The organism is Caballeronia sp. NK8 (genome assembly GCF_018408855.1).
GTDB lineage: Bacteria > Pseudomonadota > Gammaproteobacteria > Burkholderiales > Burkholderiaceae > Caballeronia.
Genome location: NZ_AP024325.1, coordinates 1,331,468 through 1,353,201 on the forward strand (window position 1 = coordinate 1,331,468; position 21,734 = coordinate 1,353,201).

Consider the following 21,734-nt stretch of genomic DNA (forward strand, 5'->3'; position numbering starts at 1 on the left):
ACGATTTGCAGCGCCGGTTACTTTGACGACGAACGGTGCGCGTGCAAATCGACAACGAAACGACATAATTTGTTGTGCAGTGCAACCTGATCGCGGCTGATTTGCTAACGTGCCTGTCCCGAGGCAGTTGAAAGCGGCGGATTCCAACAATAGTCCGACGAGGCTGGTCGAGAAAGAATGAAGCGCGAAGACAAAATCAAGATCGTCATGGCAGACGATCGTCCCGTGGTGCTGTATGGGCTGCAAAGCTGGTTCGAGTCGCACGAGCGGTTTCAGGTGACGGCGTGTCTCGAAACCGCCGATCAATTGCTTACGAGGCTGAATGCCGCGCATTACGACGTAATCGTACTGGGCAGCGGCCTGGAAGGTTCGCGTGCGGATGATTTCGCGCTACTGCGCGGATTGCGGCGAACGTTCCCTGATACGCCTGTCGTCGTCTTCACTGACGAAACTGACGCGCAGGCGCTGGCCGATATGCGGCGTGCAGGCGCCGCGGGTCTGGTCAGCGCACGCGAAGAAGCGCGCGCCTTTGAGCGCGTTTGTGCACGCGTGCTCTCCGGCGTGCATGAGGTCGTCTCGCAGCGCATCGCGGGCTATTGTGACACCGAAGACGCTCCGAATTCTTCCGACGCGAATCCGGACTATTGCGGCGTTCGCATCAACGTTAGAACATTCATCGCGCGGGCCTGATCACGGCGGTTTCGGCAACCGGCGCCTTGGTGAACTCGATCTGGTTTTTCCCCTTCGGAAAGCCGACGTCCCGCCCGTCCTCGAATCCCTTCTCATAAGCGCGCTGATCGAGCGACTTGAAAAGCGGCTCGAGTTCATCGACATGGGCGCGGATCAGATCCATCAGCGGCTTCACGAGCGCCGCGCTCTCTTCCGGTCCTTTCGCAAGGCTGACGACTTGCACCATTGCGCGCAGTGTTCTTGCGCGCTGTAAGCAATAGTCGCTCAAAGGCATCAAGTACGTGATGACTGCATGACCTTTCTCATTGACTGTGACGCTCATTTTGGACTCCATCGTATGTCTCCATCCGGGATTGCATGAAGTCCAACTGTAGAAGGGTCCGCGCGGCGCGAGCACTAGATAAATCTGATTAGTGAAGGCATTTATGGCGCCGCGCTCTGCCCCATCCGCTCGCGCATCGCCGCGCAATGTTTCACGAGATTGCCCTGCGTGGCGACCAACCCCTTGAGCGGCGTATCGATGTCATAAAACCAGATGCTTGCGACGAACCCATACAACGCGGCATCGATGCTCGCGGGCGCATCGCCGAACATGAACGGCCCGTCGCCCAGCCGATTCGCGATCGCCTGAAGGCTTGCGATACCGCGCGCATACGCGGCGTCCGGCTCGTATCGACCGATACCCTGATACCGATACCGTTCGAAGTTGTATTTGCGCGCGCCTTCGAGCGCTTCGGCGCCGATGTCCGGATGCTGGTGCAGCAGCGCATCGCGGAACTGCGGCCAATAGCGGTCGTCGCGCCAGCGGGAATACGACATCACCCAGTAGAGATCGTCGAGCGTGCGGCGGATTAGCAGATCGAGATCGCGTTGCGGCGCGCTCAGCGCATCGTCGAGCGTGAGCGCGTATTTGCGCTTCAGATGCGCGATGATCGCATCGCTGTCGCCGATGGTGGCATCGTCGTCGACGAGATACGGAAGCTGGCCGCGCGGCGCGGCGCTCGTGTCGAGCACATGCCGATGCTCGAATGGCAAGCCTGTCAGCTTCAGGAACGCGAACACTTTCAACCCGAACGGATTGTTGTCTTCGAGCCCGAACAACTGAGGATACGAGTAGAGCGTGATCATCGATGTCTCCGGGCATCGCCCTGCAAGGACGCGCCAACTTCGCTACGATTCCCGATTGGCCTTGCTTCTTTCCGCTTATTCCCGTCACGCGGAGCGCCGGACCAGCGCGCCGCCACTTACAAAATACTATGCCCACGCCGCCTCATGCCATCGGTTTTACGCTGGACCCGCTCGATCGCCTCTCGGAGAAGCGCGACGACGAGCGTTTCGTCGCCGGTCTGCGCGACGATTCTTCGACGCGTTTTCTGCTGTTTGTGAACAACGTGCCGCTCTTCAAGCGCGCGAACGGGCACGATCCATTATTCAGCGCGCAGGAAGCCGCGACGCTCGGCGCGCCCTTGCAGACCGTGTTTCTCGGCCGCGATACGCAGGATCGCGCACTTTTCGCAAGTTCGTTCGATGAAGGCACGCCGCCGCTCCCGGAAGTCGAAGCCATCGAACTTCGCCCGATCGCGATGCAGGGTCTCGTGCCGCCGCCGATGGTCAGCGCGCTCGGCGAAGCACGCTCGATGCTCGACTGGCATCGTCGTCACCGGTTCTGCGCGAACTGCGGCCAGCCGACCGATTCCGCCGGCGCGGGCTGGCGGCGCATCTGTCCAAATTGCAAGGCGCAGCATTTTCCGCGCGTCGATCCGGTCGTGATCATGCTCGTCACCGACGGCGAGCGCTGCCTCCTCGGCCGTCAGCCGCAGTTTCTGCCGGGCATGTATTCGGCGCTGGCGGGCTTCATCGAGCCGGGCGAGACGTTCGAGCACGCGGTGTATCGCGAAGTGCTGGAGGAAGCGGGCATTCGCTGCACGGATGTGCGGTACTACGCGTCGCAGCCGTGGCCGTTTCCGTCGTCGCTGATGATCGGGTGTTTCGCGCGCGCGGCCAGCACCGAGATCGTCGTCGACAGGAACGAGCTGGAGGACGCGCGCTGGTTCACGCGCAAGGAAGTCGCTGCGATGCTCGACGGCACGCACGAACAGGCGCTTTCGGCGCCGAAGCCGTTCGCGATCGCGCATCATTTGCTGAAGGCTTTCGCGACGGGAGAGCTGGACTGAGGCAAAATTCGAAGCTGCGCTGCGTCAGCGCGTGGCCGCAATCTTCAGACACCGGGTGAACGACATGAACATGAAAGGCGGCGTCCATATCTGGCTGATCCGGCATGGCGAAACGGAATGGAGCAAGTCGGGCCAGCACACCGGCACGACGAATGTGCCGCTCACCGATGAGGGCCGCAAACAGGCGGCCGCGCTCGTGCCGATTCTCGCGGCGCAGACGTTCGATCTCGTGCTGACCAGTCCGATGGACCGCGCAATCGAGACCTGCCGCCTCGCGGGTCTGGGCGATCGCGCGCAGATCGAGCCTGAGTTGCACGAGTGGAATTACGGAGTGTATGAAGGACGCAAGACGCCGGATATCCGCAAGGAGATTCCGGACTGGTCAGTGTGGACGTCGCCGATTCCCGAGGGCGAGAGTCTCGACGATGTCGGCGCGCGCGCGCAGGCGCTCATCGACAAGCTGCTCGCGACGGGGGCGGCGAATATCGCGCTCTTTTCACATGCGCATTTTTCGCGGGTGTTCGGCGCGCAGTGGGCGACGGGGGCGGCGTCGCTCGGCGCCCATCTGGCGATGGATACGGCTGCGATGAGCGTGCTCGGGTTCGAGCGCGATGTGCGCGCGATCATCAAGTGGAATCTTTTGCCTTGACGGGTGCCACGCACCCCCAGGCGCTGCCGGAAGTCACTCACCCCCGCGCCCTCCGCCACTCCCGATACTCCGCCAGCGTCTCCTCACTAGGCGGATACGTCCCCCGCAGCACCGCGCCCCCCTCCACCCGCGCCGACAGAAACTCCTCCATCACCTCCTGCTCGGTCGCATCCCGCGCGACTTCCTCGGCCAGATGACGCGGCACGATCACGACCCCATCCACATCGCCGACGACGATATCGCCCGGATACACCGCCACGCCGCCGCACGCGATCGGCACATCCATATCGACCGCGTGATGCTTCGCGAGATTGAGCGGCGCGCTCGCGCCCGCGCAAAAGAGCGGCAAGCCGATATCGCCGATCGTGCCCGAATCGCGCACGCAACCATCCGAGACCATGCCCGCGACACCGCGAATCTTGAGCCGCGTCGTGAGAATCGAGCCCGTCGACGCAACGCTGCGCTCACCGCGGCAATCCTGCACGAGCACGCTGCCGGGCGGCGCTGTCTCGACGGCCTTGCGCTGCGGATGATCCGGGTCCTGAAACACGCCGACGTGATCGATATCCTCGCGCGCCGGAATATTGCGCAGCGTGAACGCCGGCCCGACCATGTTCGGCGCGCCCTTCGCTGGCTTCACGAGCGGCGCGACGCCTTGCAGAAAAACGTTGCGCAAACCGCGCTTGAAGAGTTGCGTCGTGAGCGTCGCGGTGCTGACGTGGCGTAGCAGTTCGATCGTCTCGTCGGAAATGGCGATATCGGTAGTCGTCATGTTGTCGCGCCTCAGTGAATGTCCGGTTCGCCGCCCGTCGCGGTTCTCTCTTCGAGAAAATCGAAATCGCAGCCCTTGTCCGCCTGCGTCACATGCAGTTGATGCATCACGCCGAAGCCGCGTTCGAACGGACGCTTCGGCGCTTTCCATGCGCGCTTGCGCGCGGCAAGCTCATCGTCGCCGACATCGAGATGCAGACGGCGCGCGGGCACGTCGAGCTCGACGATGTCGCCATCCCTCACCAGCGCGAGCGGCCCGCCGACGAACGATTCCGGCGCCACATGCAGCACGCACGCGCCATAGCTCGTGCCGCTCATGCGCGCATCGGAAATGCGGACCATGTCGCGCACGCCCTGCTTCAGCAGCTTCTGCGGTATCGGCAACTGGCCCCACTCCGGCATGCCCGGCGCGCCCACCGGCCCCGCGTGCTGGAGCACGATCACCGAATCGGCGTCGATGTCGAGCGCTTCGTCGTCGATGCGCGCGGACATGTCGGCGTAGTCCTTGAACACGACCGCTCGGCCGCGATGTTTCAGCAGATGCGCTTCCATCGCCGCGGGTTTGATCACGGCGCCATCGGGCGCGAGGTTGCCGGTGAGCACCGCGAGACCATCGTTCGGAACCAGGGGATTGTCGCGACGGCGAATCACGTCGTCGTCGAAAATTTCGGCGCCCGCGATGTTCTCGCCGAGCGTCGCGCCATTGACAGTTAGTTGCGAGCCATCGATCAATTCGCCCAGTTCGGCGAGCAGCGCGCGCAGGCCGCCCGCGTAGAAGAAGTCTTCCATCAGATACTTGCCGGCCGGACGGATGTTGCCGAGCACCGGCGTCACGCGCGCGAGTTCGTCGAAGCGCGCGGTCGTGAGCGGCACGCCCGCGCGCCGCGCGACCGCCACCAGATGCACGATCGCGTTGGTCGAGCCGGACAGCGCGAGCACGGTCGTCACCGCGTTGTCGAAGGACTTCGGCGTGAGAATGTCGGACGGCTTCAGGTCCGCCCACACCATCTCGACGATGCGCTGTCCCGTCAGCGACGCATGCTGCGCATGCCGCGAGTCCACCGCCGGAATCGACGCGAAGCCCGGCAGCGCCATGCCGAGCGCTTCGGCGGCGCTCGTCATCGTGGATGCGGTACCCATCGTCATGCAATGGCCCGGCGAGCGCGCGATGCCGCTTTCCACGCCCTTCCATTCGTCCTCGCTGATCTTCCCCGCGCGCAGTTCCGCCCAGTATTTCCACGTATCCGAGCCGCTGCCGAGCGTGCGGCCATTCCAGTCGCCGCGCAGCATCGGTCCGGCGGGCAGATAGATCGCGGGCAGATCCATGCTGATCGCGCCCATCAGAAGCGCGGGCGTGGTCTTGTCGCAACCGCCCATCAGCACGCAGCCGTCGAACGGATACGAGCGCAGCACTTCCTCCACTTCCATTGCGAGGAAGTTGCGGTAGAGCATCGTCGTCGGCTTCTGGAACGGCTCGGCGAGCGTCATCACCGGCATTTCGACAGGAAAGCCGCCCGCCTGCCAGACGCCGCGCTTCACTTCCTCGACGCGCTGTTTGAAATGCGTGTGGCACGAGTTGATCTCGCTCCACGTATTGACCACGGCGATCACCGGCTTGCCCATGTAATCGGACGGGTGATAACCCATCTGCGCCGTGCGCGAGCGGTGGCCGAACGAGCGCAGGTCGTTCACGCCGTACCAGCGGTGACTGCGCAGTTCCTCCGGCTTCTTGCGATTCGAAGTCAAACAGCCTCTCCTTGATGGTTGCGCTACCATGCGACGAAAAATGGTATCGGCGGCGGCGGCGAGCGTCGCTTGGGGTTTGTCCGGGGAATCCGCTATTTGATGGTGAGATGCACCGAGGCAATCAGTTCCGACAGCCCGAGCCACAGAATCTGCACGCCGATGCAGAAGATGACGAACGCGAAGAGGCGCATCGCGACCTGCGTGCCGGCGGTGCCGAGCAGACGTTCGAGATGCCCGGCGAAGCGCACGCACACATAGATGCTCGCGCACAGAATCACCAGTCCGACGCCCACGCCCGCGATATGCACCGGCTGCACGCCGTGGCGCGGCGAGCCCGTGCCGAGCGCGATGGCGACCGCGATCGCGCCCGGCCCGACGGTGATCGGCAGCGTCAGCGGATAGAAGGCCTTCGCGCGCAGCGTCGCGCCGCTGCGCGGCCGGGGCGCGGTTTCGGTGGCGTCGTCGTCATCGGGCGCCTGGAGCAGACCCCAGCCCGCCATCGCGACGACCAGGCCGCCCGCCACGCGCAGCACCGGAATCGAGATGCCGAAGAACGACAGCACGTACGCGCCGATCGAAAGCGACGCCAGAAGAATTGCGAAACTGTTGATGCAGATGCGCCGCGCGAGTTCCGCGCGATCGTCATCGCCGATATGCGGCAGCATGCTCAGCACGACGAGCGCCGTCGCCGGCGGATTGATGATCGGGAACAATCCGGCGACGATCACGAGAACCGTCCGGGCGAATTCGTTGAGCATGCGCGTTTTTGTCCGTTCGTAGGCCTGCTGCAAGCCCGGACATTGTGCACGCTAACTGGACGAACGTGCGTGGAATTGCTCCGCGATTCAGGCGAACGGCGCCGAGAGAATCAGCACGCATTCGGTGAGAAACGAGCCGAGCCCGACGCCGATCAGCACGCGCGCGACATAGGTCCACACGCGGCGATCGACATTGCCCGAGCAGCGCCAGGCGAGCGTGCACCACAGCAGATACAACGCCGAGCAGACGGCGAATACGCCCAGCATGCCGGGCCAGAACCAGACAGTGAGCAGCAGAAATGTTTCGGGAGTGACGCCTCGCGTCCAGAGGTCGAGGTACACGAACCACCATGCGAGGTGGATCGGCACGCCCAACAGCCACCAGACTTTCCAGAAGCGTTCTTCTCCGCGCCAGGCCTTGCGAAACATGCGTTGCGATGCAGTGGAAGGAGGCACGCATTCTACTCCACGCATGACCTACACCGAGAGGCTACGGCGCTTCGCCTCCATGCGCGTGATGAGCCGCTGCAGCACGTTTTCCGCCGCGCCCGAGAGTCGCACGAAGCGAAAGCCGACGACATAGCGCACGTCGCCGCGCGGCGTGGTCACGGTGCGCGGCGACAGCAATTCCAGATCGACGGGCAAGGCCACGCCCGCACCGAGATGCAGCACGACATCGTTGAACACGGTGCCGATCTCCGTTTCCGCGAGACGCGGAGTGTCCATGCGCAGCGCGATGCCGCCGAGCGAGACATCGTGCACTTCGTAGCGGAACGCTTCGCCGTCGGCGAATGCGCCTTTCGCGTAGAACGGATCGAGGATCGGCGCCGGCACGCGGAAATATTCGCGTCGCTGAAACTGATAGAGCTTCGCGGGAAACTCGGCTTCGAACGCCTGTCGCCCTTCATGAGTCACGGCGTGCGCCGCGCCCGTGCTGAACTCGACGCGCACGCCCTCCGGCGCGCCCTTGAAATACAACTGTCGCGCGTCCAGCAACGCGCGATTGTCCGACTCGACGCCGCCCCAGTCGAACACGATGCGCGCGCCGCGCACGTCGACTTCAAGCAATTGCGTGACGATCTGCCCGCCCGCGCTCGTCACGGTCAGCATGTCGCGGCGCTGCGCGAGACTGCGCAGACAGATGGAAATCTCGGATGGCGTATGACGCGCGAAGCGTTCGTGATCTTCGGCGAATTTCTCGATATCGGATGCGTGCGGCAACGGTGCGGCGAGCATGATGGTCCAATCTAGTTATCAGTTTGGGACAGCGAACGGCGGCTACCTGTTGACGCATATGTTGCACGAAAAGAACGCGGTTCAGTACGTCAGTAACAACTAGATTTTCATGGTAATTCAGCGTTTTGCAGAGCAGCAAAACGTTTTTTCTTACGTATTGCTTTCGAAAACGACGAAGGCCGGGCGCGATCGCCCGGCCTTCGTCCGCGTCGGCCTGAACGGATCAGGCGAGCGCGTCGAGTTCGCTCGCGAGCGCGCGGCGTCTGATCGGCGCAAGCGCCGCGCCGAGACGTTCGCCCTGCGCCTCGGTGATCACGCTGCCGAGAATCTCGCCGAAGCGCGGCTCGTCGACGCCCGAGATGATGTACTGCCAGCGATACGCATCGACCAGCGCCGCATGCACGTGCGCCTCTTCGTCATCCGACAACGCGCGGTCGAGCAGCGTGACGAAGTAATGTGCATCGGCGGCGGCTTGCGCCTGCATCATGCCGTCAATCGCGGCGACGAGGTCGATCAGATCGCCGATCGCGGCATCGCGCGCGGCGTCGTCGATGCGCGCATCCTCGCGCAGCCACTCCAGTTCGTCGATGATCGCGTGCTGCGACTCTTCCTTCCAGTGAAACAGGAAGATGTCCTTGAAGAGCGGCGACAGCGTCGCGTCGCTCTCCATGCTCTGCCGGTAGTGCACCTGCGTGACAATCTCGACGCAACAGGTCAGCGCGAGAATCGACCAGGTGGATTTGCCGAGCACGAACGCGGCGACTTCGTCGGCCTGCGAGACGAAGCGGTAGCCAGGCGGCAGCGCGAGGGACGCGAGCGCCTCGACGCGGCGGAACAGCTCCTGATGCTTCAGTTCCTCATCCGTGAAGCGGACGATCGCTTCGAGCGCGGTCTGGTCGCCGAGTGCGTGATCGCATCCGACTTCCAGCATCTTCGCGCCGACGAAGCGCTCGATCATGCCGAACATGTTGGCGTAGGTACGGCCCTGGATCTGCGACATCAGGCGGCGTTCGCGCGTATCGAGAAACGGCAGGCGGTTCACTTCAGACAGCCCGTCGGGCATGAACTTGTGCGCGGGATCGAATTGACGGCCGCGCAATACGTCGCGATCGATATCCCAGCGGATGCGGCGGGACACTTCGATGCACTTCGCATAGCGTTGATGCGGACTGACCTTGGCGGACTCGTGTTGAACAGCTTTCATGTGCGAACTCCGGGATGACTCTGCGTCGATGATTGCGATGAAATGGGCGCCATGTAGAGCGGCGCGCTGCGTCGAACAGGTCGGCGTAGGGTCATTCGTCGCGTCACCGTTCTGCGAATCATTCTCGGGAAAGGCGCGTTTGCGCACATGAGGCGCATGTCCCGGTTGTGTACCGGGACGCTGGGTTTTGTCGGCGGGAAAGGGGGACCTGTGTCCCGAAGCACTCAGGCAGGCTCAGGCGGATGCGTCGAAGCCCGCGCGGCGCGCGAGCACGATCGCCTGCGCGCGATTCTCGACTTCGAGCTTCGAGAAGATGCTGGTGATGTGATTGCGCACCGTCTTCTCGCTGAGCGCGAGGCGCGCGGCGATCTGCGCGTTGTCGCGCCCGCCCGCGAGCAATTCGACGATATCGCGCTCGCGCGGCGTCAACGCGGAAAACGCGGGATCGCTCACTTGCGCCGAGGGCAGGAACGCGCGCACTTCCTCGCACCAGCGCGGCCAGGCGGCGTCGAATTCGAGCGTGAGATGGTTCTCGCTTTCGAGCGGCACGAAGCGCGCGCCGGGAATCTGCCCGGCGAGCAGTCGGCTTTCGTCGAAGGGCACGCGCGCGTCGCCGCTAGCGTGCAGCACGAGCGTCGGACATTGCACGCGCGGCAGCAGATCGACCACGTCGATCTCGTTGAACACGCGCATGATGCGCGCGGCGTTGCGCGGCGTCGTCGTGAGCCGTTCGAGTTCGTTGAACCAGTGATGCTGCTGCGGCGTGCCGCCAGGAATGAACTGCGTCGTAAAGAACTGACGAAATGCCGGATTGTGCTTGCCCCAGCCGAGCTCCGCGAGCTTCACGAGCATTTCGGCTTCCTCGTGCAGCGCCGGATCGCACGTTCGTTTCAAACGGCCGCGTGCGTAGCCGCCGTGCAGCACGAGATGCGTGACGCGCTCGGGATGCGCCACCGCATACGCGATAGCGATCGACGCGCCCTGCGAAATCCCGAGCAGCGGAAAGCGTTCGAGGCCGCTCGCATCGACGACGGTTTCGAGATCGCGCAGCCACGCGCCGAAGGAAATATCGCCGACATCGTGGTCCGAGAGACCGCAGCCGCGCTGATCGTAGCGAATCAGCGTGTGACGGCTGCATAGTTCGAGCATCAGATGGCTCCAGACCGGGCTCGTGAAGTCCAGTTCCAGATGACTGAGCCAGTTCGCCGCCTTGATGAGCGGCGGGCCCGAACCGCACGTCGCATACGCGATTCGCACGCCGTCGCTCGCCGTGCAGAGGCGGATCTGCTGCCGTGTTGTGGGCGGGCGCGTCGACATCGGAATGATGTGTAAGTAGGGACTACGTACAGAGGCGACGCCCGCGCGGCAGCACCGCGCGAACGCGTTTCATGCTCGCGCGTAAACGATCAGAAAGTCAAGGACGGCGCGCGCCGCGCATCTGGCTCGTCAGGTCGCCGTGATGCATCGCGAGCGCGCGCAGCGACGGCCACATATGCATGTAGTGCACCATGAAGCTGTCGCGGCTCTGAAGCTGGTACGGCGTGTTGATCGTCGCGCAGTCGAGCAGATCGCGATCCTCGGCCAGGCCGTGCCGCTGCAGCACCCTGATGAACACGTCCTGATCGCCGCCGCTCGCATAGGTGGAGGATTTATCCGCGATCCCGCCGATCGTCTGCTCGATCTCCGTCAGCAGATCGAGATTCTGCTGCGTGTTGCGAAAGCCCAAGATGCCTGAATTGAACTGCCAGCTCATGTCCGTCGCGATCACGCGGTCGCGGTTCTGCAACAGCGATTCGAGCGGCTGACCCTGATCGACCACGAGCACGTCGGCATCGATCCAGAAGATCCATTCGTGCTCGGGAAGATGGCGCAGCAACACCCACGGTTTCAGCCAGTTGCCGCTTGCGCCCGCTTCCGGCGGCACATCGCGATAAAGGTGCAGCGCGTAGCCGTGCCGCTCGCAATAGCGGCGCACATTGCGCTCGGCGATTGCCCCGTATTCGCGGATGTTCGGCGTATAGAGCATCGCGAGTGCGATCGGTGCGTGGCCGTTCCACGCTTCGTATCGCGCTTCGCCGGCTTCCGGCGGCGGCAAAGCGAGATATGGCGCGCCGCGCGACTGGCAATCGTTGACGTGTTCCGCGAGCAGATCGCGCAGATCGGCAAACACGGGCTGGTTGTGCGGCGCGTCCGGCAAATCCGCGAGCGCAAGCGCGAACGCGGGCCATTCGGTCCATACCGGATGGACGTGCAGCGCGGCAAGCACGACGGGCACGTATCCCTCGATCGCCACGTTGAACGAACACGGCTCCAGTGCGCGCAGCAAGTCGGTTTCGCTCGCGAGCGCCCCGCCGAACTTCGTGCCCGCGCAAAGGCGCTCGACGCGTTCGCGCGCGGCGGGCGTATTACGCCAGAGCTGGAACGACGCCAATACATCGTTGGCTGCGCTGTCCCGGTACGAGACGATCCAGTCGCGGCTTTCGTCGCGCATCAACGTCTCACACGGGACGTCGCGCAACAGCATGCAGTCCTGCGTGAGCAGCAGCACGAGATCGCCTTCGGCGCAGGCGCGAAGCGTACGCAACAACACCTGGTATTTCTGGTAAAGGCGCAGATGCGGCCAGCCGATCGAACTCACATCGACATATTCGTGCGAGTAGGAATGGCGCGCGCAATAGCGGCGGTGATTCTCGAACGACGCGCGTGCGCTGTCGTCCGCGAAAAAACTGATGACCTGGGTCGTCATGGCGATGCTCCGTGATGCCGTGTGTCGGGCATTTTGTCCCGTCCCTCGGCGCACGAGCAAGCGCACGCACAGTTTGTTTCATCCCAGTGCGCATGAGCCGCGATCGTTTCACGTTCGGCGTTTCGCGCGCAGCGGCAGCGTCGCGATGAACTGATCGATCGCCGCGAAGAGCGCCGCGCGGCGCACGCCGTCCTGCGCCTGAATCGAAAGACCCGCGAACAGCGTCATACATAGCGCGGCGAGCGCCTGAACGTCGGTGCGCGCGTCGAACTCGCCGTTTTCGACAGCCTGCGCGAGCCGCAACGCGACGATCGAGGCCACCTTGCGCCTGAGCTTCTGCATCTCGGCGCGCAACTGCGCGTGCTCGACGCCGACGGACATCGCGCCCAGAAATATCATGCAGCCGCGTGGATTCTGTGTGCCGGTGAAGAGTTCGACGCTCGCGCGGAACATCGCGCGCAGTCCGTCGCGCACGGATTGGTGCGCCTGCAACTGACGCAGCGCCGCGCCGCCTTCCGCTCCCGTATAGAGTTCGACCGCTTCGCGGTACAGATCCTCCTTGCTGCCGAACGCGGCGTAGAGGCTCGGCGAATTGATGCCCATCGCGTCGACGAGATCGGCCATCGAGCAGGTGTCGAAGCCCTTGGCCCAGAACACGTCCATCGCGCTTCGCAGCGCCGCCTCGCGATCGAACGCGCGCGGCCGCCCGCGCGCCTTGTGCGGCGTCTCCCGTATTTCCGACGACATGTCTCGCTCCTCGTGCGCGCCAGCGATTAGTACGCGCACTGAAATTCAGAATTATGTGTCGATCGTAACAAAATAACTGGACGCTGTCGCGCGACGATGTTCAAATATGTGTATCGATCGTCACATAAATCCCGGAACCTTCTTAGGAGTGTCGTCATGAAATCGACTTTGTCCGCGCTTGCCGCCGCGTTGCTGCTGATGAGCCCGCTCGTGTCGTTCGCGCAAACCACGGCGGCCTCGCCCGCGCCGTATTCGGTGTTCGTCGATCAGCCCACCGGCTTCACGTTCGTGAAGATGCCGTCGGGATGGAAGTTCGTCGGCGCGGTGTCGCAGGACGAAGCGCAGCATGTGCCGGCCAGCGTGCTGACCTCGGTGCTGCCCGCTGATTCGGCGCGTGCCATCGATACCGCATCGGTGAAGTAAGCTTCACGCGCACGCAAACGATATGCGATCGGGCGCGTTCGCGCGCTCGGCGCAGATCGCATCGACAATGTACTGCGCGTCGCGCGCGACGCCCGAGAAGCGGCCCGATCCCCACGTGTGCAACCACGGCAGACCGACGAAATAGAGCCCCGGCACCGCCGTCACGCCGCGCAAGTGCGCCGGATGGCCGCGACCATTGAAGACCGGCGCGTCGAGCCAGCCGAAATCCGGCGTGAAGCCGATGCACCAAACCACTGCCCCGATCCCGCTCGCCTCGAGACTCAGTTCGACGCGTTCGCCATCCGGCTGCCACAGTGGCTCGTAACGCGCGGCAGCCGGCGCATCGATGCCGTGCTTCGCGATGAATCCGTCGATGCTCGCGTTGATGCGGTTATAGGTATCGTCGGCGTCGTCGAGGTTCGCGCGCAGGTTCGGCGCAAAACGCAGCTTGCCGTCGCGAAAGTCTTCCAGACGGCCGAACAGTTCCATGCCTTCCAGCGCGAAGCGGCGCAAGTCGATATCGCGGCCGCCGTCGCGGCCCGTCACATAATGATTGGTGTTGTCGCGCACGCCTTCGCGCAGCGGATGATCGGTCACGGGCATGTCGTAGTAACGCATGTCCGCGAGCCAGTCGACCACATCGCGACCGCGATAGAAACGCGCGCAACGCGGCGCTTCACCCACCGCGAGATGCACCTTGCGGCCCGCCAGATGCAGATCCTCCGCGATCTGCGCGCCCGACTGCCCCGAACCGACGACGAGCACCGCGCCCGGCGGCAACGCATCCGCATTGCGATAATCCGACGACTCCACCTGAGCGATCCGCGCGGGCAAACGTTCGGCCATGCGTGGCACGATCGGCGTGTGATAGCCGCCTGACGCGACCACGATCTGATCGGCCGTGAACTCGCCGCGCGAGCTTGCCACGAAGTAACGTCCATCCGCGCCGCGCCTGACGCGCGTGACCGCCGCATCTTCGAGCACGGGCGCGTGCACCTTCTCGATGAAGCCATCGAGATACGCAATGATCTCGTCCTTCTTCATGAAGCCGTGCGGGTCCGCGCCGGCGTAGGGATGTCCCGGCAGCGCGCATTGCCAGTTGGGCGTTACGAGGCAGAACGTGTCCCAGCGTTGCGTGCGCCACGTATGCGTGAGCGTGTGCTTTTCGAGCACGAGATGATCGATGTTCGCCTGCTGCAGAAAGTGGCTGACCGACAGTCCCGCCTGCCCGCCACCCACGACGATCACGCTGTAATGCGTCGATTGAACGTTCGACATATCCGCATCCTCTCCGGCAGATGAATGAATCACTCGAGCGCGAGCACGGTGACGTGCGCGTCGTGCGTTGCGGTGAAGCGGCGCGCATCCTCTTCGATGCGCGCGAGCTGATCGAGCGCGGCGGAGCAGGCGAAGCCATACTTTTCGCGCACGCGTTCCGAGCCGATGTTGAGCGCCTCGCGCGAGCGCGCGACGAATTCGCCGACGTCGTAACGCTCGCCCGCCGTGAAGAACTCGCCGACGACAGTCGATGGCGAATAGCAATTCGCTTCGACGCCATCGGGCCAGCGAATTCGAAAGTGCATGACGGGCATGGTCGTGTTTCCTTTATGCGTTGAGCTTGCCGTAGATGTCCAGATGCCGCGCGGCGCTGGCTTGCCACGTAAAGCGCCTGAGCAGCGCGGGCACGGCATGAAGGAAGTCGATGCCGCTTGCGCCGTCGAGCGCTTTGGCGAGCGCATCGGCGATCGAATGCGCGTCGTGCGGATCGGCGAAGACGCAGGTCGTCTCGTCGAGATAGTCGATGAATGGCGCGATTCGCGACACGATCACGGGCCGCTCGCTCGCCAGCGCTTCCAGTACGACGAGCCCGAAGCCTTCGCGCAGTGAGATCATCGAGACCGCGCCGGCGAGGCGATAGAGCGCGGGCATCGATGCATCCGATAGCGCGCCGGTGACGATGACCGGCGTGCCCTTCTCGCTCACGTCGAGCTTGAGTTCGGCGGCGCGCGCGAGGAAGCGGCGCGTATAGGCATCGTGATCGAGCAGGCTCGCGCCACCCGCGAGCACGAGTTGCGCCGACGGCCGTCGCATACGCAACGATGCGAACGCTTCGAGCAGCATCGACGTGTTCTTGCGCGCTTCGATGCCGCCGACCGCGAGCAAGGCCGGCCCCGCGCCGATGCCGAAGCGTTCGCGCAATGCATCGCATTCGTCGTCGAACGCCGCTCCGTAGCGCGTTCGATCGATACCGTTCGTCACCGTCTGCGCCGCGATACCATATGTCGAGCGCATCGTGCGCGTCCATGCTTCGCTCACGCACAGCACGGCGTCGGCGTCCTGCCATGCACGCCGTTGCCAGTGCGCGAGTTGCACGTCATCGAAGTGATCGAGATGATGGACGGTACGCACGAAGGCGCGAATCGCGCCCTGCGCCTTGAGCTCCGCGAGCGCATTTCCGCCGATGCTGTCCTGCGCATGCAGCACGTCGTAGCCGCTCACGTTCGCTTCGATGAGCGCGCGCTTCAATGCGCGGATGCGTTCATCGACCATCGCGACAAGTCCTTCCTGCGCGCCTTCGATACGCGCCAGCACGATCCTGCAAGGCGACGCGCGAAACATCGCTTCGCCAGCGCGCGCGGGCGCGAACACCGTGACGTCGTGTCCGCACGCGTGCAGTGCGCGTCCGAGTTCGAGCGTATGCACGACGCCGCCGCGCGGATTCACCGAATGCGTGAGCAGTGCGATCCGCATACGGTTCATCGCGCACATATGAACGGCTCGTCGCGCAGATTCCACAGCAGCGCGCGTTCCGAACCACGTTCGATGACGATCTCGCGCGACGCATCCACTTCGCCGATCACCGCGCATGCAAGCGAACGCGACGCGAACCTCGCGCATACTTCATCGATATGTTCACGGCGCACGGACAGCACGAAACCGAAGCTCGGAAACGCCGTGAGCCAGCGTTCGATATCGACATCGGGCGGGCGCGGCAGTGCATCGAGATCGATGCGCGCGCCCACGTCCGAGCATTCGAGCAGCATCAACGCAGTGCCGAGCGCGCCGGCCATGCTGATGTCCTTGGCGGCATCGCACAGACCATCTTCGGCCAGCGCGGGAAGCAGTTCGAAGTCTGCGCGCGCACGGCCTTCCGGCGCGCCCACCGACGCGTTCCAGAACGGATACGGCTCCTCGAATTTGCCGCGCAGATCGACGGCCATGACGAGCGCGTCGCCGGGACGCGCATCGAAGCTCGTCAGAAGCTTGCGCGCCCGCCCGACGATCGCGACCGCGAGTTGCGCACTATCGCTGCGCACGTTGCTGTGTCCGCCGACGATCGGCACGCCGTACGCCGCCGATGCCGCCGCCATGCCCGCGAGCACGTCGCGCGCGTCTTGCGCATTGCCGCTCCACAACGCATCGACGACGGCGATGGGACGGCCGCCCATCGCGTAGATATCGCTGACGTTGACCATCACGGCGCTATAGCCCGCAAACCACGGCATCGTGCAAACGAAGTCGCTCACGAGACCTTCGATCGCGAACAGCATGTAGCTGTCGCCATCGGGAATCACGGCGCAATCGTCGCCAATCGCGACGCTCTGCGCGCCTTGCGGCAAGCGTGAAAGCACCTGCGAGATATCGCGCTTGTGACGAAAGCCGCGGCTCTCGCGCAAACGCTCGACCAGTTCGGCGAGCGCGCTCACGACATCCTCCGCGACAGCGCGACGAAACCGCTTTGCGGCGTGACACAAGGTGGATAGGCGTCGAGCTGCGCGCGCATCAGATGATGCGGCCGGCCGAACAGCGTTTCCTCGCCAAGCGATGTCCAGTTCAAACGCTGGAAAAGCGGCACGTTCTGCGCCTGAACGTGCGCGAGGAACGTCTCGCAACCTTGCGCATGCGCGCTCGACACCGCAAGCCGGATAAGCGTCGCGCCGATCTTCGCATGCGAGCGAAACGCCGCATGCACCGCGAGCCGCGAGCCGAACCACACGCCCGGTTCGTTCTCGTGGATACGCACCGTGCCGACGACCTGCTCGGGCATGCCCGCGACGCAACTCAAGGCGACGAGCAGTTGCGCGTGCGCGTCGATCTCGTCGCGATCGTCGCCGGCGAACACGCCCTGCTCGATGCAGAACACCGCGCGCCGCAGCTTGTACGCCTCGATCGCTTCCCACGGCAGCGTCGCCCATTTCACGCGATATTCGACCGGCGTGTAATCGAGCGCGAGCGCATCGCCTTCAATGGCATCGACGAACATGTTCACACCTCGTACGAAGAAAGCGACGAGCACGCGCCGCATTTGCCGCAGCCCGCCTTGATATCGGCGGAACGCATGCCGGCATCGGCCAGCATCGCACCGATGGGCGCGAGCACCGTGCGCATGAAGTCCGGTGTGGGCGCGGGATGATCTTCGAGCGGCGTGCCGCTGATCGGCACGAAGGGCACGACGAACGGATACACCCCGATGGCGATGCATTCGCGCGCGATCTGCACGATGGCCGCCGCGCTGTCGCCCAGACCCGCGAGGATGTACGTGCTCACCTGCCCGCGCCCGAACACTTTCACCGCCGCTTCGAACGCTTCCATGTAGCGCGCGACGGGCACCGTCGCCTTGCCCGGCATGATGCGGTCACGCACGGCGGGCGTGACGGCTTCGAGATGCATGCCGAGCGTATCGATGCCGCTCGCCTTCATGCGCTCGAACCAGCGATCGTCGTCGGGCGGCTCGCATTGCGCCTGGATCGGCAGATTCACGGCGGCCTTGATGGCGAAGGCGCTGTCGCAGAGGATCTGCGCGCCGCGATCGGGCGTGGGCGGCGTGCCGGTCGTGAGGACCATGTGCTTCACGCCATCGAGCAACACGGCCATGCGCGCCACTTCCGCAAGCTGCTCGGGCGTCTTGCGCGCGATCGTGCGCCCCGCCGCGAGCGATTGACCGATCGCGCAGAACTTGCACGACTTGCGGCGGCTTTCGTAGCGGATGCAGGTTTGCAGGACCGTCGTCGCGAGTACGTCCGCGCCGTGCAGCGTCGCGATGTGCGAGTACGGCACGCCGTCGAGTGTCTGCATCGAGTAGAAGCGCGGCGCCTTCGGAAAGCTGATGTTGGCGATCGGAATGGCGTCGCGCATGAGCGCGCTGTTGCCGTTCGCATCAGGTTGCCCGGCGACGAACGGCGAATCCCAGGCCGTGTTCGTGTGAACGGGCACCATGATCGTCACCCCATCGACGGTGACCGCCTTGTGATCCGACGGCCCCGCGCCGCCGCGCCGGCTCGACACACCCGCGCGCGGATCGACGAGGCGCAGGCCAGTCGACTGAAGCTCAGTCATCAATTGCCGGCTCGACGCCGGCAGGTTCTCTCTCGCGCTCATCGTCGTGGGTGTCCTTGAAAGAAGTGACGGGCGATGCGGGCCGGTCGTTGATTGCAAGACTCAGCAACTCGGGACGCGCGTAGTGGCCAACCGAATCCATCATGCGTTTGCGCTTCGTGATGAGCGACATGTCCAGATCCGCGATCACCATGCCCTCGCCCTCGCGCAACGGCTCGGCGAGATGCTGGCCTTCCGGCGACACGATCGCGGTGTTGCAGCCGCCGCGCAACGCGCGCTGAAGATTCGGATCGGGCGTGATGGCTTCGATCTGCGCATCGGTGAGCCATCCCGTCGCGTTGACGACGAAGCAGCCCGACTCCAGCGCGTGATGGCGGATCGTCACCTCGATCTGCTCCGCGAAGATCGGCCCGACCAGCGAACCGGGAAACTGGCTGCAATGAATCTCTTCGTGCTGCGTCATCAGCGCATAGCGCGCGAGCGGGTTGTAGTGCTCCCAGCAAGCGAGCGCGCCCACACGTCCGACGCCGGTCTCGACGACCTTCAGACCGGCCGCATCGCCTTGGCCCCAGATCATGCGTTCATGAAACGTCGGCGTGATCTTGCGGCGCTTGAGCAGCAGCTTGCCGTCCGTATCGAAGATGAGTTGCGTGTTGTAGAGGCTGCCGTGATCGCGCTCGTTCACGCCGAGCACGACGACCATGTTCGCGAGCCGCGCACGTTGCGCGACCGCCTGCGTGACCGGACCCGGCACGACCACCGCCTGCTCGTAGAGCTTCATGTGATCCGCGCCCGATGCGACCGGCGCGCGCACGAACGAGAAGTACGGGTAATACGGCACGAAGGTTTCGGGGAACACGATCAGTTGCACGCCTTGCGCCGCGGCTTCATCGATGGCCGTGCACACTCGGTCTAGCGTGCCGCCCGGCTGCTCGAAGTCCGGCGCGATCTGCACGGCGGCCGCGCGGACGATGCGTTTGGTCGAGGGCGTCGCGGCCATGATCGTCACACGGTCCACGTGTGGATGATGAGCGCGTTCTCCTTGCGATGAAGCAACTGGAGATCGAGCACGTCGAGCGGGTTGATCGGCCGGATGCCTTCGATCAGCGACGCTTCGCCGTGTCCGTACAGCGCCTGCAACGCGAAGCGGCACGCGTAGACCTTGCCGCCTTCCGCCATGAACTTCTGCAGTTGCTTGTTGAAGTTGAGATGGCCGGGAAAGGCTTCATCGCCGAGGGTCGGAAAACCGCGTTGCAGACCGAGCGTGACGCCGGGACCATAGAGCAGCACCGATGTGTCGAAGCCCTTGCGTTGCAGGCGCGTCGCCTGCAGCAGATTCACGAAGCCGATCGAGCCTTCGAACGCGACCGTATGAAACGTGACGAGCGCTTTTTCGCCGGGCTCGGCCTTCACGTCCTCGAAGACTTTTTCTTCGTAGTCGACCAGATAATCGCCGTTCTTGTGAAGCGGTTGACTGACTGCGGGCATGGCATTCTCCGTGGTTGTCGAGTGATGGCAAGCGCTCAAACGCAACGGATATGCCAATGATTGGCCCGCGAAATGCAATCACTTTGCGATCAAGCAAAACGAATTTGCGCGAGCGCCGCGAAAATTTTCTGGCTGCGGCTTGTGGGACGGGCTTTCGCCGCATCGCGCAGAAGCGCTGCGCGAAAGGGACACGCACGCTTTCAGCGCAAAGGCGCGTGTGCATGGTGCGCGGCACACCGAAGCCGTGCATCGATGCGATCAATGCAATCAGGTGCGATTTCCACGGGGATCTCGGACGATGAATCAGCCGGCGCATCACTGGATCAGAAAACTCGAAGAGAGCCGAAAACCCGCGTATCTGACGATTCCCGATCTGATCGAGGAAGACCTCGCGAGCGGACGATTGCGGCCGCGCGATCGCCTGCCGGGACTGCGCGATCTCGCGGATCTGCTGAGCCTGAACTACACGACGATCGCGCGCGCCTATGCGGAAGCGCGCAAGCGCGGCCTGCTCGATGCGCGCGCGGGCAGCGGCACCTTCGTGCGTGGCAGGACGCAGACGTTGCCGCTGGCGGGCGGAAGCAGCGTCGAGATGTCGATGAACATGCCGCCCGAGCCGCCCGCGCTCGCGGCGCGCTTGCGTGAATCGGCGGCTTCGCTCATGCGCGGCGCGGACCCCTATCAGTTGCTCCGCTATCAGGATTTCGGCGGCACGGCGGCGGATCGCGCGGCGGGAAGCGAGTGGCTTCGCGCGCGCGTGCCGGATTGCGATGTCGATACCGTGCTCGTGTGCCCGGGCATTCACGGCGCGCTCGTGGCGCTGGTGTCGCAGCTTGCGCGGCCCGGCGAGATGATCTGCCTCGACTCGCTCGCCTATCCCGGCATCAAGGCGATCGCGTCGCAACTGGGCGTGCGGTTGCAGGCGCTGCCGCGCGACGAGGACGGCCCTTTGCCGCATGCGTTCGAGGCGTTGTGCAAGTCGGAGAAGCCGGGCGGGTTCTATTGCAATCCGACATTGCAGAATCCGAGCACGCTGACCTTGACGCGCCAGCGCCGCGAAGCGCTCGCCGATGTGGCGTTGCGCTATAACGTGCCGATCATCGAGGACGAGCCTTACGGGATGTTGCCGCCCGACGCGCCGCCGGCGATGGCCGCGCTTGCGCCCGAGCTGACTTATCACGTCACCGGGTTATCGAAGACGCTCGGTGCGGGCTTGCGGATCGGCTATCTGAAGGCGCCGACGCCGCGGCAGACGCAGCGCATCGCGGGTGCATTGCGGGCGACGACGGTCATGCCTAGCCCGTTCACCGTGCTGCTCGCGACGCGCTGGATCGATGACGGCACCGCCGCCGATGTGCTCGTCGCGATTCGCAATGAAGCTTCGGCGAGACAGGCGATCGCGGCGGACGAGCTTCGCGAGTTTGCCTTCGATGCCGATCCGAATGGATTTCATCTGTGGCTTCCGGTGCCGCCGATGTGCGACTGGAGTGCTTCAGAACTCGCGTTGCAGTTGCGCAATCAAGGCATCGGGGCAGTGGCCGGGGCTGCGTTTTCCACGGATGGCAATCCGCCGAATGCGTTGCGTCTGTGTCTTGGCGGGCCGCAGGGGCGGGAGGATTGCCGGGAAGCCGTGCGGCGAGTGGCGGATATGCTCGCGGATCCGCATCATTTGCATATGCCGATGTTTTGATGAGTCTTGTTTTCGCCGGATCCCGTTGGCGTGTTGGTTTATTAGCGTTGCCCCTGTGCTAATAGACCGACGCGA

Annotated in this window: 24 protein-coding genes; 5 read left to right on the top strand and 19 right to left on the bottom strand. The window is 64.1% G+C overall.

Features of this window, described 5'->3' with window-relative positions; genetic code table 11:
* Positions 1-177 precede the first annotated feature (177 nt).
* Positions 178-690, top strand: a complete 513-nt coding sequence (locus tag NK8_RS31405; RefSeq protein ID WP_213232118.1) for a response regulator — start codon at positions 178-180, stop codon at positions 688-690.
* Here NK8_RS31405 and NK8_RS31410 read toward each other — a convergent pair.
* Complete coding sequence (locus NK8_RS31410; protein WP_213232119.1) at positions 674-1,012, bottom strand: hypothetical protein; 339 nt, start codon at positions 1,010-1,012, stop codon at positions 674-676. The genes NK8_RS31405 and NK8_RS31410 overlap by 17 nt on opposite strands.
* A 101-nt stretch (positions 1,013-1,113) precedes the next feature.
* The gene (locus tag NK8_RS31415; RefSeq protein WP_213232120.1) at positions 1,114-1,818 is read right to left on the bottom strand and encodes a glutathione S-transferase family protein; all 705 of its coding nucleotides are present in this window, start codon (positions 1,816-1,818) and stop codon (positions 1,114-1,116) included.
* 128 nt (positions 1,819-1,946) lie between these two features.
* Between NK8_RS31415 and nudC the strand changes: the two genes are divergently transcribed.
* Together nudC and NK8_RS31425 are read left to right on the top strand one after the other, a co-directional pair.
* On the top strand, positions 1,947-2,864 hold the full coding sequence (nudC, locus tag NK8_RS31420; RefSeq protein WP_213232121.1) for an NAD(+) diphosphatase: 918 nt from the start codon (positions 1,947-1,949) through the stop codon (positions 2,862-2,864).
* A 64-nt stretch (positions 2,865-2,928) separates the two neighbouring features.
* Positions 2,929-3,513: a histidine phosphatase family protein gene (locus tag NK8_RS31425; protein WP_162070513.1), complete on the top strand. Its 585-nt coding sequence runs from the start codon at positions 2,929-2,931 to the stop codon at positions 3,511-3,513.
* A gap of 37 nt (positions 3,514-3,550) precedes the next feature.
* Here the strand turns inward: NK8_RS31425 and NK8_RS31430 are convergent, their stop codons facing one another.
* From NK8_RS31430 to NK8_RS31470, 9 genes are all read right to left on the bottom strand, one after another.
* Positions 3,551-4,285: a ribonuclease activity regulator RraA gene (locus tag NK8_RS31430; protein ID WP_213232122.1), complete on the bottom strand. Its 735-nt coding sequence runs from the start codon at positions 4,283-4,285 to the stop codon at positions 3,551-3,553.
* Between the two features lie 11 nt (positions 4,286-4,296).
* Complete coding sequence (araD, locus tag NK8_RS31435) at positions 4,297-6,030, bottom strand: L-arabinonate dehydratase (RefSeq protein ID WP_225936437.1); 1,734 nt, start codon at positions 6,028-6,030, stop codon at positions 4,297-4,299.
* 92 nt (positions 6,031-6,122) lie between these two features.
* Positions 6,123-6,788, bottom strand: a complete 666-nt coding sequence (locus tag NK8_RS31440; RefSeq protein ID WP_213232124.1) for a MarC family protein — start codon at positions 6,786-6,788, stop codon at positions 6,123-6,125.
* Between the two features lie 87 nt (positions 6,789-6,875).
* Complete coding sequence (locus NK8_RS31445; RefSeq protein ID WP_225936438.1) at positions 6,876-7,244, bottom strand: hypothetical protein; 369 nt, start codon at positions 7,242-7,244, stop codon at positions 6,876-6,878.
* A 21-nt stretch (positions 7,245-7,265) separates the two neighbouring features.
* Positions 7,266-8,024, bottom strand: coding sequence for a flagellar brake protein (locus NK8_RS31450; protein WP_162070509.1), 759 nt, complete (start codon positions 8,022-8,024; stop codon positions 7,266-7,268).
* Positions 8,025-8,247: 223 nt separating this feature from the next.
* On the bottom strand, positions 8,248-9,228 hold the full coding sequence (locus NK8_RS31455; RefSeq protein WP_213232125.1) for a hypothetical protein: 981 nt from the start codon (positions 9,226-9,228) through the stop codon (positions 8,248-8,250).
* A 234-nt stretch (positions 9,229-9,462) separates the two neighbouring features.
* Complete coding sequence (locus NK8_RS31460; protein WP_213232126.1) at positions 9,463-10,545, bottom strand: alpha/beta fold hydrolase; 1,083 nt, start codon at positions 10,543-10,545, stop codon at positions 9,463-9,465.
* A 97-nt stretch (positions 10,546-10,642) separates the two neighbouring features.
* The gene (locus NK8_RS31465; protein ID WP_213232127.1) at positions 10,643-11,974 is read right to left on the bottom strand and encodes a hypothetical protein; all 1,332 of its coding nucleotides are present in this window, start codon (positions 11,972-11,974) and stop codon (positions 10,643-10,645) included.
* 108 nt (positions 11,975-12,082) lie between these two features.
* The gene (locus tag NK8_RS31470) at positions 12,083-12,721 is read right to left on the bottom strand and encodes a TetR/AcrR family transcriptional regulator (RefSeq protein ID WP_213232128.1); all 639 of its coding nucleotides are present in this window, start codon (positions 12,719-12,721) and stop codon (positions 12,083-12,085) included.
* A 156-nt stretch (positions 12,722-12,877) separates the two neighbouring features.
* On the opposite strand from NK8_RS31470, the gene NK8_RS31475 reads away from it, so the two are divergent.
* Positions 12,878-13,144 carry a hypothetical protein gene (locus NK8_RS31475; protein WP_213232130.1) on the top strand — a complete coding sequence of 89 codons (267 nt, stop codon included), beginning with the start codon at positions 12,878-12,880 and terminating at the stop codon, positions 13,142-13,144.
* Positions 13,145-13,147: 3 nt separating this feature from the next.
* Here the strand turns inward: NK8_RS31475 and NK8_RS31480 are convergent, their stop codons facing one another.
* Genes NK8_RS31480 through NK8_RS31515 form a run of 8 tightly spaced genes read right to left on the bottom strand, consistent with a single transcriptional unit; the run spans position 13,148 to position 19,969 of the window.
* On the bottom strand, positions 13,148-14,422 hold the full coding sequence (locus tag NK8_RS31480; protein ID WP_213232132.1) for an MSMEG_0569 family flavin-dependent oxidoreductase: 1,275 nt from the start codon (positions 14,420-14,422) through the stop codon (positions 13,148-13,150).
* A 29-nt stretch (positions 14,423-14,451) separates the two neighbouring features.
* Positions 14,452-14,736, bottom strand: coding sequence for an MSMEG_0570 family nitrogen starvation response protein (locus NK8_RS31485; protein ID WP_162070502.1), 285 nt, complete (start codon positions 14,734-14,736; stop codon positions 14,452-14,454).
* A gap of 13 nt (positions 14,737-14,749) precedes the next feature.
* Entirely contained in the window at positions 14,750-15,904 is a 1,155-nt protein-coding gene (locus tag NK8_RS31490) for an MSMEG_0565 family glycosyltransferase (RefSeq protein WP_213233264.1), read from the bottom strand.
* On the bottom strand, positions 15,901-16,851 hold the full coding sequence (locus NK8_RS31495; protein ID WP_213232134.1) for a sll0787 family AIR synthase-like protein: 951 nt from the start codon (positions 16,849-16,851) through the stop codon (positions 15,901-15,903). The genes NK8_RS31490 and NK8_RS31495 overlap by 4 nt, the downstream gene beginning before the upstream one ends.
* On the bottom strand, positions 16,848-17,408 hold the full coding sequence (locus NK8_RS31500) for an MSMEG_0567/Sll0786 family nitrogen starvation N-acetyltransferase (protein ID WP_213232135.1): 561 nt from the start codon (positions 17,406-17,408) through the stop codon (positions 16,848-16,850). Before NK8_RS31500 ends, NK8_RS31495 begins: the two co-directional genes overlap by 4 nt.
* 2 nt (positions 17,409-17,410) lie before the next feature.
* On the bottom strand, positions 17,411-18,481 hold the full coding sequence (locus NK8_RS31505; protein ID WP_213232136.1) for an MSMEG_0568 family radical SAM protein: 1,071 nt from the start codon (positions 18,479-18,481) through the stop codon (positions 17,411-17,413).
* Positions 18,474-19,481: a Nit6803 family nitrilase gene (locus NK8_RS31510; protein ID WP_162070499.1), complete on the bottom strand. Its 1,008-nt coding sequence runs from the start codon at positions 19,479-19,481 to the stop codon at positions 18,474-18,476. The genes NK8_RS31505 and NK8_RS31510 overlap by 8 nt, the downstream gene beginning before the upstream one ends.
* Positions 19,482-19,486: 5 nt before the next feature.
* Positions 19,487-19,969: an MSMEG_0572/Sll0783 family nitrogen starvation response protein gene (locus NK8_RS31515; protein WP_061177135.1), complete on the bottom strand. Its 483-nt coding sequence runs from the start codon at positions 19,967-19,969 to the stop codon at positions 19,487-19,489.
* 298 nt (positions 19,970-20,267) lie between these two features.
* Between NK8_RS31515 and NK8_RS31520 the strand changes: the two genes are divergently transcribed.
* Entirely contained in the window at positions 20,268-21,659 is a 1,392-nt protein-coding gene (locus NK8_RS31520) for a PLP-dependent aminotransferase family protein (RefSeq protein WP_213232137.1), read from the top strand.
* Positions 21,660-21,734 lie beyond the last annotated feature (75 nt).